At 59.4% G+C, this 13,690-nt stretch carries 11 protein-coding genes and 1 tRNA gene; 5 read left to right on the forward strand and 7 right to left on the reverse strand.

Going from position 1 to position 13,690, the window contains the following annotated elements:
- Nucleotides 1-93: 93 nt before the first annotated feature.
- Entirely contained in the window at nt 94-348 is a 255-nt protein-coding gene (locus tag bcor_RS05420) for a hypothetical protein (protein ID WP_033490566.1), read from the forward strand.
- Here the strand turns inward: bcor_RS05420 and bcor_RS05425 are convergent.
- Nucleotides 314-1,603, reverse strand: coding sequence for a sensor histidine kinase (locus bcor_RS05425; RefSeq protein ID WP_051875708.1), 1,290 nt, complete (start codon nt 1,601-1,603; stop codon nt 314-316). The genes bcor_RS05420 and bcor_RS05425 overlap by 35 nt on opposite strands.
- A gap of 200 nt (nt 1,604-1,803) precedes the next feature.
- Here bcor_RS05425 and phoU point away from each other — a divergent pair, with 200 nt between their 5' ends.
- Entirely contained in the window at nt 1,804-2,481 is a 678-nt protein-coding gene (gene phoU, locus bcor_RS05430) for a phosphate signaling complex protein PhoU (protein ID WP_033497683.1), read from the forward strand.
- Nucleotides 2,482-2,642: 161 nt separating this feature from the next.
- Here the strand turns inward: phoU and bcor_RS05435 are convergent, their stop codons facing one another.
- From bcor_RS05435 to bcor_RS05445, 3 genes are read right to left on the reverse strand one after another with little or no spacing between them, the layout of a single operon-like run.
- A complete protein-coding gene (locus bcor_RS05435; protein ID WP_033497682.1) occupies nt 2,643-3,527 on the reverse strand; it encodes a carbohydrate ABC transporter permease in 885 nt (294 codons plus the stop codon).
- Nucleotides 3,528-3,550: 23 nt separating this feature from the next.
- Nucleotides 3,551-4,459: a carbohydrate ABC transporter permease gene (locus bcor_RS05440; RefSeq protein WP_081870419.1), complete on the reverse strand. Its 909-nt coding sequence runs from the start codon at nt 4,457-4,459 to the stop codon at nt 3,551-3,553.
- A 14-nt stretch (nt 4,460-4,473) separates the two neighbouring features.
- A complete protein-coding gene (locus bcor_RS05445; protein ID WP_033497680.1) occupies nt 4,474-5,748 on the reverse strand; it encodes an ABC transporter substrate-binding protein in 1,275 nt (424 codons plus the stop codon).
- 346 nt (nt 5,749-6,094) lie between these two features.
- On the opposite strand from bcor_RS05445, the gene bcor_RS05450 reads away from it, so the two are divergent.
- A complete protein-coding gene (locus bcor_RS05450) occupies nt 6,095-7,108 on the forward strand; it encodes a LacI family DNA-binding transcriptional regulator (RefSeq protein WP_033490572.1) in 1,014 nt (337 codons plus the stop codon).
- A 168-nt stretch (nt 7,109-7,276) separates the two neighbouring features.
- Entirely contained in the window at nt 7,277-9,541 is a 2,265-nt protein-coding gene (locus tag bcor_RS05455) for a hypothetical protein (RefSeq protein WP_033497678.1), read from the forward strand.
- 128 nt (nt 9,542-9,669) lie between these two features.
- Here the strand turns inward: bcor_RS05455 and bcor_RS05460 are convergent, their stop codons facing one another.
- The 3 genes from bcor_RS05460 to lysS form a co-directional block, all read right to left on the reverse strand.
- Nucleotides 9,670-10,410 carry a phosphoglyceromutase gene (locus bcor_RS05460; RefSeq protein ID WP_033490576.1) on the reverse strand — a complete coding sequence of 247 codons (741 nt, stop codon included), beginning with the start codon at nt 10,408-10,410 and terminating at the stop codon, nt 9,670-9,672.
- Nucleotides 10,411-10,719: 309 nt separating this feature from the next.
- Nucleotides 10,720-11,703 (reverse strand): 1,4-dihydroxy-2-naphthoate octaprenyltransferase, encoded by a 984-nt coding sequence (menA, locus tag bcor_RS05465; RefSeq protein WP_081870371.1) that lies wholly within the window; start codon nt 11,701-11,703, stop codon nt 10,720-10,722.
- Nucleotides 11,704-11,777: 74 nt separating this feature from the next.
- A complete protein-coding gene (gene lysS, locus bcor_RS05470; protein WP_033497676.1) occupies nt 11,778-13,436 on the reverse strand; it encodes a lysine--tRNA ligase in 1,659 nt (552 codons plus the stop codon).
- A gap of 108 nt (nt 13,437-13,544) precedes the next feature.
- On the opposite strand from lysS, the gene bcor_RS05475 reads away from it, so the two are divergent.
- Nucleotides 13,545-13,618 (forward strand) — tRNA-Pro (locus tag bcor_RS05475).
- Nucleotides 13,619-13,690: the final 72 nt, after the last annotated feature.

Raw genomic sequence — 13,690 nt, forward strand, 5'->3', positions numbered from 1 at the left:
GATATGACAGGACTCGGTTTCTGAGCAAGATTGACAAAGACGCGGGTGTTACCTACATGGCCCGATGTCGAGAAATCGGATACAGTGGTAGCCATGAAGCTTGCCCCAATTTTCGACCCGGATGTACGCAGACCCTCCCCCAAGCCGGTCCAGGTCGACCTGCGCAAGATCTTCCTTTTCGGAACAGTGGTGTGGACCCTGGTCCTGGCCGTCATGGCAGTCCTCAAACTGATCGGATTCGAAACCACGAAGCCGTTGATTGTCTGCCTTTCCGGTGTGGGAGTCGGCATACTCCTGATTGTCTGGGAGCATTTCAACCGTTGGGATTATCGTCGGTTGGCCGAGTAACGTCCTCTTCGTCGCCTTCCCCGGCCAGGGGCAGGATCAGGCTGAAGGTACTCCCCTGTCCTGGCGCACTCCATAGCGTCACGGAGCCATGATGGGTCAGGGCTACATGCTTGACGATGGACAATCCCAGCCCGATACCGATGGCTGTCTGTTTATTCTGATTGTCAGCACGATAGAACCGCTCGAATATCCGGCCCTGGTCGGCCTTGTCTATGCCCCTGCCGCGGTCGATGACCCTGATGACCGCGAAGCGCCCGTCCTTGGACGGCTGCGCCACCAGGGAGACCGTCGAGCCCTCCGGTGAATAGGAGATGGCGTTTTCGATCAGTTTGGCCAGGGCCACCCTGATCTGCTGCCCGTCGCCATGGATGGTCAGGGGTCTGTCACACCGCCACTGCAACCTGACATCGGCCAGGTCCGCGCTATCCCGCTCATCGCGAACCACTTCCTCGATTTCCCCGGCCACATCCAGGGTGTTCTCCTTGCTGGGTTTGATTCGCTCCTGAGCACGAATCAGGAGGAGCAGGTCCTTGAGTACGTGCCCCAGGTAGGCGCTGTACCGCTGCACGGAGGAGGCATCCTTTGAGACGCTGCGCAGGTGGCTACGGAGGAGGTCGGGGTCGTCACCCTCCAGATCTGAGGTGGTCTTGAGCTGTGCGGCCAGCTCCTCCAGGGCCTGGACCGGCTTGAGCAACTGCCGCGAGACATTGGTCATGAAGGCATCCCTGGTCCGCGCGAACCTGACCGACTCACTCACATCGTCAATGAGGACCACGACCAGGGAGTCGTTTACTCGTCCCAGGGTGACCTTGAGCCAGTTGGTCCTGGACACGGCCCGGGCGCGGACGATGTCTTCTTCATCCCCATCTTCCGGCAACCCCTCATCCGATGCACCGGTACCCTGAGGATTCTTATCATCCTGGTCCGTTCCGATCGAGGCCACGGTATCGACGGCGAATTCCGTAGGTGTCCTTGTCGTCAGCGACAGGCTCCGACGCCCACCGGACCGGCGAACCTGCGCGATTGCGTCAAGGATTCGCTGGTCGCATATCTCGTCGTTCCCGACGATGCCGAGCCTGTAGGCATCAGGACTGGATCTGACCACCTCGTCGTCCCCATCGACCACCACAGTGGCTGCCGGAATCAGGGAAAGCAGGGCTTCGGTCGAATCGTCCAGGTCCTCTTCTTCCTCCTGATCGTCATCCTCCTCATGGTCTCCCAGGAAGCTGCACAGACGTGCCATGATCGATGCCATATGCCGACTCCCTCCGGTCTCTCTGCACCGACGGTGGACGTCGTGTCGTGGACCGATTGCCATTGATCGTTTCGGCACCATTCTCGCATACCCGATTCCGATTCAGCACACCCACCCGCCGCTTGCTCCGGACTTTTCCTTGCCGCCCCGGTCGCATAGACTGGGACCATACCGTTGACCAAGGCCGAAAGGGAACAGACATGCGAGTGATCTTCAACGAGGAACTGGGGCTGGTTGCCGACGACCTCGACCGTATGGCTCTGAGTGTCCGCGATGCCATCAAGAAGGCCGGTCGTTCCATGCTGAAGTGCGACGTCGAGACCGCCCAGGAAGTCATCGACGGCGATGCCGACATCGACCGCCTCCACGCCAGTATCATCGACCAGTGCATCAGGCTACTGGCCAAGCAGAGTCCTGTGGCCACCGACTTGCGTGTAGTGGTCTCCACGCTGAGTCTTTCGGCGACCTTCGAGCGCATGGGTGACCTGGCACGGCATATCGCCGAGACCGCCCGCCGGTCCTACCCCGACCCCACCCTGCCCGAAGAGGTCGTCCCCCTCTTCCAGCAGATGCAGGAGTTCCTGGACGTCCTGGCCGACCGCCTGGTCGATATGCTCTCCGACAGGGACACGACCATTGCCGAGCGGATCATCATCAACGACGACAAAATGGACAAACTCCACCAAAAGACGTTTGAATATGCGCTTTCCGACGATTGGAGGGGGTCCAGGCAACAGTTGATCGATATGGTCCTGGTGGCCCGCTTCATGGAGCGCCTTGGCGACCACGGCGTCTCGGCCGCCCGCCGCGTGGTCTACATCGTATCGGGATTCGATCCGTCAAAGGACCCCAGGGATCTGGACACCGACCTGGACTGACCCCTCCCCCGCATCTGGCGTGGCCGGCATTGGAAGGGGCCGTCTTTCCATACGCTCCCTGAGCGGAGTAAAACGGCAATCGATGCATGCATCAGAGCTGTCCGGCACCCTGGTGTCGGACAGCTCTGATGATAAGGAGGACGACCGGTCAAACCATCCGTCTACTTGACGGAGCCGCGAACCACACCGGAGATGACCCACCGCTGGGAGAAGATATAGACAAGCAGCAGTGGCGCCATGGCCATCAGATAGGAAGCAAATGCCACGGTGTAGTTGGTGTTGTACTGACCCTGGAAGACATACTGGGCCAGCGGCAGGGTCCTTGCGCTGGGGTCCGTCAGCACCACCAAGGGCATGATGAAGTCGTTCCATGCCCAGACACAGGTCAGGATGCCCACCGTAGCGTTCATCGGCATCAGGAGGGGGAAAATGATCTGCCTGAAGACCCGCCAGGTAGAGGCGCCATCAACCCGGGCGGCCTCCTCCAGCTCCATGGGAATGGAGTGCAGATAGGTCGTGTAGAGGAAGATGTTCATCGAGAACCCATACAGGGTATAGAGCACAATCAGACCGGCCTGATTGTCCAACCCGAGCAGACCCGTCTCTTTCACGACCGGCAACATGACGATCGGGAAGGGGATGAACATGGCTGCCAGGAAGTAGTAGTAGACGATCTTGAAGAACGGCCTGTGCATGTTTCTTGCCAGAGCATAGGCCAATACGGAACTGGTCAGCAGGGTCAGAACCACCGAGCAAACCGTTATCAGTGCCGTGTTCAGCAGGGCGCTGGGGAAGTTGGTCCGCTGCCAGGCCTCGGCGAAATTGCTCCAGTGCACCGGGTTCGGCCACTCGAAGCCGGTTCCCTGGGCCAACTGTTCAGGGCTCTTCAGGGCAATGGCAACAGCGAAATAAAGCGGCACCAGAACGGTCAGGGAGCAAACGGCAACCAGGGCCGTCAACCACCAATTGACACCGTGGAGGCGCCTGCCGAAGCTTCTTCCGGTATGAGGCGACGCATCGGTCGACTGTGCCGGGGCTGAGTTCATAACTTGACTGGCGGTCATGGCTCTTAATCCTCCTTCGGATTAAGGTAACGGAGCTGGATAAAGGAGAAGGCCGTGATAATAAGGAAGAGAATCGCGGCATCGGCGGACTGGTAGGCGAATTCCCCTCCCGTGAACCCTCCCTGGTATATCTGCAAAGTCACGGACTCGGTGGCCATGCCAGGCCCTCCATCGGTCAGGGCGACTATCTGGTCGAAGGCCTGCATGAAGTTCTTGATGTTGAGCACCACGTTGATGGTCACGTACCCCATGATCAGGGGCAGGGTGATGGACTTGAAGGCCTTGAACCCCGTGGCCCCATCAAGCGAGGCGGCCTCATACAGGTCCTCGGGTATGGTCTGCAGACCCGCCAGATAGATGATGATGGCGAAAGCACAGGCCTGCCAGACCGTCACGATGACGATGGGAATCCAGGCCCAGTGCTCGTTGGTCAGGATGTTGTCCCTGAGCAGGGGAATCGAAGAGAATATCCTCGGCACCGACTTGGAGAAGAAGAACTGGAAGACATAGCCGATGATGAGCATGGACAGGACGTAGGGTATGAAGAATATCCCCCTGAAGAAGTTCCTGGCCTTGATTTTGGCATTCAAGGCCAGGGCGACCGCCAGGGAAATGACATTGGTCAGTATCGTGGCCACCAAGGAGAAGAATATGGTGAACAGGTAGGAGTGCAGAACCCTGTCGTCCCCGAAGAGGTTGATGTAGTTCGAGAACCCTACCATGCGCCACTTGCCGTAGCCGGCATAGTTCGTGAAGCTGAAGAAGATGCCGGCCAGCATGGGGATGGTGTGGAAGATGGCGAACAGAATGACAAAGGGCCAGACCATCCAATAATAGGTTGCCTCCGCCAGTTTGCGGCGCTTGCGCCTCATCGTACCCCCGCCCACTGCGGGTCGAGCCTGTGTCATAGTCATGGGATTGCCTCCGCTCACTCGATGGTCCTGGCCGCGACCTTGCCCCACTCCTTGTCGAGTGTGGACAGGGCCGAATCAAGGTCGCCATCCAGCATGGCCTTGTTCAGAATGGGGTTGTAACTGATGCTTGAGGGTATCTGATGATCCGCATACCCCTTGATCCTGCCGGAATCGATCCAGTACTGCGCCGGTTTCAGGGTAGGGACCTCATCGACCGGAATGGACGAGAGGGAGGGGATGAGCTGCTGGGACTTGACGAATCTGCGCTGCACCTCATCGGAGAAGAGATAGTCGATGAAGGCCATTGATTCCTTCTCATGCTTGGGATCGGCCCCCATGGTGATGGCCACATCCCCTCCCGAGACCAGGATGGCATCCCTGGCGTCGTCCGTCGGATAGGGGAAAAAGCCTATATGTATCTTGGGGTTGATCTGCGTGACCGGGGCCATGGACCAGTTCCCGGCCAGGAGCATGGCCCCCTCGCCCCTGGCGAAGGCCGAGTTGCCGTCCTCGTATGTCATGGTTCTGACATCCTTGGTCGAGTGCTGGTATATCCAATGGAGTCGTTCCAACAGAGGCTTGAAGTTCTTTTCGAAGGAGACGGGTGAATCCGGTCCCACACTCCTGCCCTCGTCACGCATCTTGTCCCAGAACCCGTCATTGTCGTAATAAGGTGCCAGGCCGTCGAAGGGCGTGGAAACACGGTTGGGGTCGCCAAGGGTGCCGATGAAGGGAGCCACTCCGTTGGCCTCCAGCACGGTCACGGCATTTTCAAGGTCCTTCCAGGTACGTGGTTCCTCAATGCCGTAGCGTTTGAAAATATCGATGTTGTAGGTGATGCCGCAGACGTTGCCTGCGTAGGGAAGCATATTGATCTGCCCACCGTCGCGCCCCAGCCCGTTAATCACAGACTGCATGGCCGGCCGCACCCGTGGGGCGATCGAAGTCTTGCTGAAATCATAGAAGACGCCGGCCTTGGCCATCTTACCCATGCTTCCATTTGGGTTCAGAGCTATGACATCGGGGGTGCGGTCCTTGACCAGGAGGGCCCTCAGAGCCGTATCTGCGGATGAGACCTGATTTTGCACCACCTTGATATTCGGGTGCGACTTCTCGAAATCCGCGATGATTCTGGAGTAGTCCTCCACTGCTTCCGGCTTGGTCTGGAAAAAGCTCAGGGTTGTCACTTCGCCCCCTCCCGAGCCGGCACACGCAGACAGGGGTGCCAGAACCACCACGGCAAGCCCCACGGTAATGGCACGCATCAGCTTGTTCTCTTTTATCTTCATTGACAGTTCTCCTCTGCCCGTCCGAACCGGCCTGGATTGATGCCGAAGTTCGACTTGCGATTGCAACCCATCGGGATGGTGAACACCTGAACCGCCATTGGCACCCCGATTGTTGATGTAAACGTTAGCACCCACTTCTACTATTGGCAAGCACATCAGAGCCCTATAAGGTCGTCACGATGGAATGGCTTAAAATCAGCGCTCTACCAAAACTCGCGCTACAGGGAAAGAGATGAGCGCTGACTAAAAACCAGGCATCCTATGTATACGTATCCACTCACATAGCTCGCCATGATAGTATTCCCTTGGTATTGCAAGCCTGAGCGGGGGAATGGAGGGGGGCACCGTGGGAGCATCCATACAGGACGTGGCCGAACGGGCCGGGGTCTCCATAGCCACAGTCTCCCGGACCTTCACCCTCCCCGACAAGGTGCTTCCGGAAACCAGGAAGAAGGTCCTCGAAGCCGCCCGGGAACTTGACTACACCATATCCAGATCCGCATCGGCCCTGAAATCGGGGAAGTCATCACGAATCGCTTTCCTGACAGGCGGGGAGTTGGACTCCTGGTACGACTCCCACGTCCTGGCGGGACTGAACTCCATCCTCCATGACGAGGGATACGACATACCCCTCTATGCCGTATCCGATGTTCAGGAGCGTCACGCCTTCTTCTCCGACATGTCCATCAAACGCAACGCTGATGCCGTCATGGTCGTGTCCTTCCAGATATCCCACACCGAAGCGGACAAACTGGCAACGACCGGCATCCCCCTATTGGGAATCAACACCGAGCCGATTCCGGAGTTCTCTGCAACGGTCGGCATTGACGAGACCAGCAGCATGGAACTGGTTGTCAACCACCTGTTCAACCAGGGACACCGCAGCATTGCCTACGTATGCCTGGACCCGGATACCGAGTCCTTCAAGTGGAACGGCCGTGCTCGACTCCAGGCTTTTCTTTCCTCCTGCTCCAAGCTCGGCGACCAGGTGGAACCCACAGTCATCCATGCGCCCAAGGACGAGACGCGGGCGGATTACGCCCTTTCCCAGCTGTCCAGGATGAATCGACCCCCCACGGCCGTAATCTGCATGAACGACGAATACGCCCTCCCACTCATATTCTGCATGCAACGCTCAGGCTGGATGGTGCCTCGGGACATGTCGGTGGTCGGATTCGACGATTCGACCTATGCTCGCGAGATCGGGCTGACCACCATTCACCAGGACCCCTACGAAATGGGACGGTCAGCGGCCACTACCCTCCTTGGACTGCTCGCTGGTCAGGAGCCCTCCGAGAGCGTACGGATCCAACCCTCCTTCCTGGCTGTCCGCAGCACCACGGCACCCCCGGAACACTGACAGGTATCCGTCAGGTCATCTCGACGTTTGATTTTATCGATGTATACGTTATCATTGGCTGAGGAAAGCAGGAATCCGCAATGAGGGGACTCCTGGAACGTGTGCCGGCCAAGGATCGATGCCCGGCGCGATACGGACTTTCCACACTCTTGCTGGAAGGAGCAATTGATGCCGGTTCCAACCCCGGAAACCCAGGAAACCACCGCCGATACCTCTCTGATGGGATACGACCGGAAAGGGGCGGCACGAAACAGGACCAGCCTCTTCGCCGCAGCCGGTCTCGAATGGCCCGACGGTATGGTCATGGAGTGCGACCTGGGCAGGTTCACCGACTACCCCTTCAGCGTGGATGTGTCCAACAACCGACTCCTGGCCGCCCTGGACAGGAGCGGTCAGGTCAGAAGAGCCGTTACCGCGGTCGGACTCGATGACGTACGAGGCAAGACCATTCCCGGTGTCTACGTATATAAGAAAATGGCATTCTGCCAGGGACACATGGGGTTGCAGGTCTCCTGCCATGGCCGCAGGAGCCAGTCCCCCGCACTCTCCTTCATTGATGACCTCATTCCCGTTTTCGACGCAAGCATCGACGGCCTTCACAGTCGGACCACGGTCTTCGTGCCGCAGCAGGGCGGGCGGCGGCCCCTGAGCCTGATCCAGCTGTGCAGGCTGACCAACAAGGGCAGTGGGCCGGTGGACGTGGACCTGTCCACCCTCACCTCCGTTCAAGGAAAGGACGGAACGGCTCCCCTCCCCCTGTCGGTCAATCTCCTGGACGACCACCCGAAGAGCCAGGACCGCATCGATCGGGATGCCTCAAAACCTGACATACCCCTTCAAGGAACCGGAAGGATCCATCTGGAAGCAGGTGAGAGCCAGGACGTGGCTGCCGTCCTCGATTTCTCCGAAGACCGGAGGAATCTAACCACATACGCCAGCATCCAAGACTGCCGGAAGGCCCTTGAAGAGACCCTGGCCGCCCGACGCAACAACCTGGGCAGGCTGACCATTCCCGAGGATCCCTGGTACGGCGAACTGGTAACCCGCTCAGCCGAACTGGCCCGGCAGAGTCTCCTGCTCCTTGACGACGGTCGGGCCGCCGGCTCGTTCTGGGGCTCCAACGCCAATCCACTCCCTGATGTGTGGACCCGTGACTTCGGATATTGCGCCATGGGGCTGGTCGACAGCAATCCTGACCTGGCCAATCCGATGATCGAATTCCTGGCCCAATACGGCATACCAGAGCAGGCCTGGGAACGCGAGGCCAGAATGCACCCGGATGCCAGCGGATTCGAGCACTCTCTGGGCAACTCCTGTCTGGCCGTCGTCCTGGCCTCGATGCTGACGCACCGGTACGGAGCAAAGGCCCTCCATGTCAACCAAGTGGTGTTCTCCGATTACATACGCAGACTCGCCTCGGACCTGATCGCAAAACGACCGGAACCCGGACGCCTTTATGAGACTCTGTACATCTCGGATGGACCCTCTCGCGGCGACTACCACACCGGATCGAACATACTGGCCTGGAAGGCAGCCAAAGCCATGGCCGAGGACTTCACCAACCTCCTGGACGAAGACCAGGCCGAGCAGCTAGGCAGCATAGCGGACCAACTTCGCCGGTCACTGCACGATGAGTGCGTCCAAACCATCGACGGCATACCCATGTACGTGGAGGGAGCCAACGAGGATGGAACCATCATCGGTGTCCATGATGGAGAGGAGAGCGACCTGACCCTGGCATCGGTCTACGGGTTCGCCAGCCGCGACGACGAACGAATCCGCAATCACGCCATCTGGGCCCACAGCACCAGCGACCCCTACTACGCCCCGGTTACCGGAGGAATCGACTTCTGGGACTTCGATGACAGCAATGGAATCACCTATCCCGGTCACATCCATGGCCTCTGCCGGGCGAACACCCGGGAGGAGCTCAATCGGAGCCTGCTCGAACTACGCAAGACCACCGACCTGGACGGCTCATTCTGGTGGTGGCCCTTTGAACATGCCGAGCAGGATCCGACCCGAGTCAAGCGTGGTCTGGGCAAGTGCGGTTGGTGCGCCGGCGAATTCGTCAGCTTCTTCCTCCACGACATCATGGGCATCGAGCGCGACCAGGATACCCGCAGCATCAAGGTGGCCCCCTATACGCCATGGAGAAGCTTCACCTGGGAGGGGTTGGCCTTCTGCGGGGGGACAATCGACTTCGGACAGGATGGGAACACCCTCCATTTCACCAACCGGACCGACGAAACCCTCCATGTCAGCCTTCAGATCGCCATGCAACCAAACACCATGCTGGAAGATGTGACGCTGAATGGCGAGAGCAGACGATACCAGGCCAGCGTGCTCCACCTGCATGACGGGTCCGCCGTCAGAGTCGAGGAGGAAGTCACCCCTGGAACAAGCATCAACCTGCAGATCAAGACCAGATAATCAATCACTGGGCATCGGGAAGACACCAGACTCGCCCGGTATATAAAAGGTGGTGCCCCCTCATTGAGGGGGCACCACCTTTTATATGGACTGGTGATACCAGGCCGGACTGAATTACCGGCTCAGAATCACTTCTGGCCCTGGGCGGCGACGGCAGCGGCACCGGCGGCGGCGGCCTCCGGGTCCAGGTACTCGCCACGGGGCTTGATGGGCTTGAAGTTCTCATCCAGCTCGTAGAGCAGGGGGATGGCCGTGGGGATGTTCACCTTGGCGATCTCTTCCTCGGTCAGGTTGTCGAGCATCTTGACGATGGCCCGCAACGAGTTGCCATGGGCGGCAATCATGACGGTCTTGCCGGTCTTGAGCTCGGGAACGATATCGCTCTCCCAATACGGGGTGACGCGCGTGACCACGTTGGCCAGGGCCTCTGCACGAGGCACGGGATCGCCCGCGTAACGGGAATCATGCGACTGGGAGTACTTGTCATCAGGATCGATCTCGGGCGGAGGGGTGGCATAGGAGCGACGCCAGAGCATGAACTTCTCATCGCCGTACTCTTCGCGAATCTCGCTCTTATCCTTACCCTGCAGGGCTCCGTAATGACGCTCGTTCAGCCTCCAGTCGCGCTTGACGGGAATCCAGAGACGGTCCGCCTCATCCAGGGCGATGTTGGCGGTGTTGATGGCGCGACGCAGGAGGGAGGTGAAGACGATATCAGGCAGAACACCCTTGTCCTTGAGGAGCTTGCCGCCCTTCTTGGCTTCAGCCTCACCCTGCTCGGTCAGCGGGACATCCACCCAACCGGTGAACTGATTGGTTTTGTTCCATGCGCTCTGGCCATGCCGGAGCAGTACTAGTTTGTAAGTCATATACAAGAGTCTAAGACTTGAGTGGGACTCCCGACCAGGGTTATCTCAACCTGCTCCCTATCCTGAAACAAGCGGAGGGGATTACCGAGGTTCTCCCGAGTACACGGCATATCGCGGGAGAATGAGAGACCTCATCAGAAGGCCTATCGGCCGGGCGATATCCCGAAATCGCCCGGCCCCAGTTGGTTGAGTGTCGCCGCAGTCGACCATCCAAATCAGTGCGGCGCCAACGAGACGGGCGGAGCACTGCAACGCAACCTGTCACAGAGCTACTGACGGTTCAAAGACCTGATACTCGTCGGCTGAGAGTCATACCAGTTCCAGAAGAAGCCCGACAGTCCAGCACAGAGCCGACACCAAGGTTCCCTTGCCTGCCAGCACAGAGGCCTTGGACTGATGCCCCTTGGCGAACTTCATGCAAATGAGGAGAAGGAAGGCCGCGATGGGGATGACAATGATGACGGCCGGGACGGAAACCGTGCCGAAAGTCCAGGAAATCGTGACGAACTGGACCAGGGAAATCAGAATGCTGATTGCATAGACCAGATAGAGGGAAATACGCGCCATCCTCTTTCCTACCAGGACCGCATACGTGTGTTTGCCGGCCTCCCGGTCTGAGTCGATGTCGCGATAGTTATTGACCATGAGCAGGCCCACGGAGTTCAGCCCGCAGGCACAGGCAGCCAGGATTCCGGTCAGGTCCACGGACCCGATGATGAAGTACTCGGTACCCAGGGTTGCCACCAGCCCGAAGAAGATGAAGACACTGAGCTCACCCAGGCCATGGTATCCGTACGGGTGCTTGCCGCCGACATAGAACCATCCGGCAGCCAGACAGCAGATGCCTACCAGAATCATCCACCAATGACCGGTGATGGCCATGACGGCCAGCCCCATGACACAGGTAATTCCAGCAGCGATCAGGGTGGCTCGAAGGACCTTCCGGGGATCCACCCCTGCTGCGACCAGGCGTTGGGGCTTCCCCGAGACCGCCTCGGCAGCCCCGCGATTCTCGTCGGTGCCGCGTATGCCATCCGAATAGTCATTGGAGAAGTTCGCGGCAATCTGCATGGACAGGGCCAGGAAGACGAGCAGGACGAAGACCACTGCAATCCTGCCAGGAGTGGCCTGAAGCAGATTGGGATCGGGAGGGGTGACCGAACAGCCACTGTTGCACTGCTCCTGAAGGCGGGCCCGGACCACCAGGGCGGCGGCCGTGCCCACACAGACAGGCGCCACCGAGGCAGGAAGGGTCTTGGGCCTCATACCGTTAATCCACAATCTTGTATTCATCGCAACTCCTCATGCATTGGCAATTGCCACAAACCTGGCCCAGCTGTATCCGCCGGTCGCGCCGGTGGGACGAATCAAGCCAGGGGCTTGACCAGGGGGAAGGTGATGGTCTCCCGGATGGAGGCACCGGTCAGAGCAATCAGAAGCCGATCGATACCCATGCCCATACCCCCGGCCGGCGGCATACCGACACCCAGAGCCTCCAGGAAGTCCTCGTCGATATCCATGGCCTCCACATCGCCCTGGCTCGCCATCTTGGCCTGCTCCACGAAGCGCTGACGCTGGACCACCGGATCGTTCAGCTCGGAATATCCTGTCGCCAATTCGAACCCGCGCACGTAGAGGTCCCACTTCTCCACGACGCCCTTCTTGGTCCGGTGGGCCTTGACCAGGGGCGAGGTCTCGACGGGGAAGTCCCGCACGAAGGTGGGCTCGTACAGCTTGTCCTGCCAGAAGTGCTCCCAGAGATGCTCGACCAGCTTGCCGTGGTTCTCGGCCGGCTCCTCCTCCAGGCCCAGCTTGTCGGCGATGGCCCGCAGGTGATCCTTGCCCGTCTCCGGGGTGATCTCCTCACCCAGGGATTCAGACAGGGACTCGTACATGCTGATCTGTTTCCATTCGCCACCGAAGTCGTACTTCTGCCCGTCGAGCAGGGTGACCTCCATGGAGCCGAAGGCGTCCTGGGCGGCGTTCTGTATCAGTTCCTTGGTCAGATCACCGATGGTGTCGTAGGTACCGTAGGCCTGATATGCCTCAAGCATGGTGAACTCCGGGGCGTGGGTGCCGTCAGCGCCCTCGTTGCGGAAATCACGGTTGATTTCGAAGACCCGCTCAATGCCTCCCACCAGGCAACGCTTGAGGAAGAGCTCAGGGGCGATGCGCAGGAAGAGATCGATATCGAAGGCGTTCATGTGGGTGGTGAAGGGTCGCGCCGCCGCTCCCCCATGGACGGTCTGCAGCATGGGGGTCTCCACCTCCATGAAGTCATGCCCGTCGAAGGTGCGACGCAGGGAGGAGACGGCCGCCGAACGGTGCCTGACCATATCGCGCGCCTTTTCATCGGCGATCATGGCCAGGTAGGGCTTGCGGGTACGCTGCTCTTCGGTCAGGTCCTTATGAAGGGCCGGCATGGGCCGCAATGCCTTGGCGGCGATATCCCACTCGGTGGCGAAGACCGAGAGTTCACCGGTCTTGGACGACACCACCCTGCCGCGCAGGTACAGGTGGTCGCCCAGGTCGACCAGCTGCTTGAACCGCTTCAGGGAATCGGCACCTATCTCCCTCTTGGAGACCATGCCCTGGATACGGGTACCGTCGCCCGAGGAGAGCTGAACGAAACAGAGACCACCGCCGTTGCGGAGGAAGAGAACGCGCCCGGCGATGCCGACCACGTCCTCGGTCTCCTGGCCGGGTTCAAGCTTGCCTTCATAACGGTCCCGAACCTGATTGATGGTCTCCGTCACATCAAGATGAACCGGATATGGTTCAAGGCCATCCTTGAGCATCTGCGCACGCTTGGCCACACGGATCTGCACCTGCTCGGGATGCGCCTGGGGACCGAATTCCTTGTTGCTGGAGTCTATGGCCTCTTCGGGGCTGGCTCCGGATTCAACCCGGGCAGCGATGGCATTGTCCTGATCCAGCAGCATCTGGGCACGCTGGATGGTATTCATGCCCTCTTCGCCGGGCTCCTGGTCCTGTGGTCTTTCCGTGGTTTCGCTAGTCTCACTCATAACCCAACAGTGTACGCAAAAGCCGATACACGGCACCTATGGATGAGCCCCAACCGCCACGCCGAATGGTCTTGTACCACCCCACCGTGTAAAATCAAGGACTTGTCACGGGGTATAGCGCAGCTTGGTAGCGCGCTTCGTTCGGGACGAAGAGGCCGGGGGTTCAAATCCCCCTACCCCGACGGACACACGCAAGGGCAGACGGTTATCGTCTGCCCTTGCGTTTTATTTGCCCTGATGCGTCTATCCGTAAT

It is taken from the genome of Bifidobacterium coryneforme, from assembly GCF_000737865.1.
GTDB classification, from domain to species: Bacteria; Actinomycetota; Actinomycetes; order Actinomycetales; family Bifidobacteriaceae; genus Bombiscardovia; species Bombiscardovia coryneformis.

Bases quoted from the DNA above. Each gene is read 5' to 3' on its own strand.
- bcor_RS05420 (WP_033490566.1), top strand. From the start codon at position 94: ATGAAGCTTGCCCCAATTTTCGACCCGGATGTACGCAGACCCTCCCCC.
- bcor_RS05425 (WP_051875708.1), bottom strand. From the start codon at position 1,603: ATGGCATCGATCATGGCACGTCTGTGCAGCTTCCTGGGAGACCATGAG.
- phoU (WP_033497683.1), top strand. From the start codon at position 1,804: ATGCGAGTGATCTTCAACGAGGAACTGGGGCTGGTTGCCGACGACCTC.
- bcor_RS05435 (WP_033497682.1), bottom strand. From the start codon at position 3,527: ATGAACTCAGCCCCGGCACAGTCGACCGATGCGTCGCCTCATACCGGA.
- bcor_RS05440 (WP_081870419.1), bottom strand. From the start codon at position 4,459: ATGACTATGACACAGGCTCGACCCGCAGTGGGCGGGGGTACGATGAGG.
- bcor_RS05445 (WP_033497680.1), bottom strand. From the start codon at position 5,748: ATGAAGATAAAAGAGAACAAGCTGATGCGTGCCATTACCGTGGGGCTT.
- bcor_RS05455 (WP_033497678.1), top strand. From the start codon at position 7,277: ATGCCGGTTCCAACCCCGGAAACCCAGGAAACCACCGCCGATACCTCT.
- bcor_RS05460 (WP_033490576.1), bottom strand. From the start codon at position 10,410: ATGACTTACAAACTAGTACTGCTCCGGCATGGCCAGAGCGCATGGAAC.
- menA (WP_081870371.1), bottom strand. From the start codon at position 11,703: ATGAATACAAGATTGTGGATTAACGGTATGAGGCCCAAGACCCTTCCT.
- lysS (WP_033497676.1), bottom strand. From the start codon at position 13,436: ATGAGTGAGACTAGCGAAACCACGGAAAGACCACAGGACCAGGAGCCC.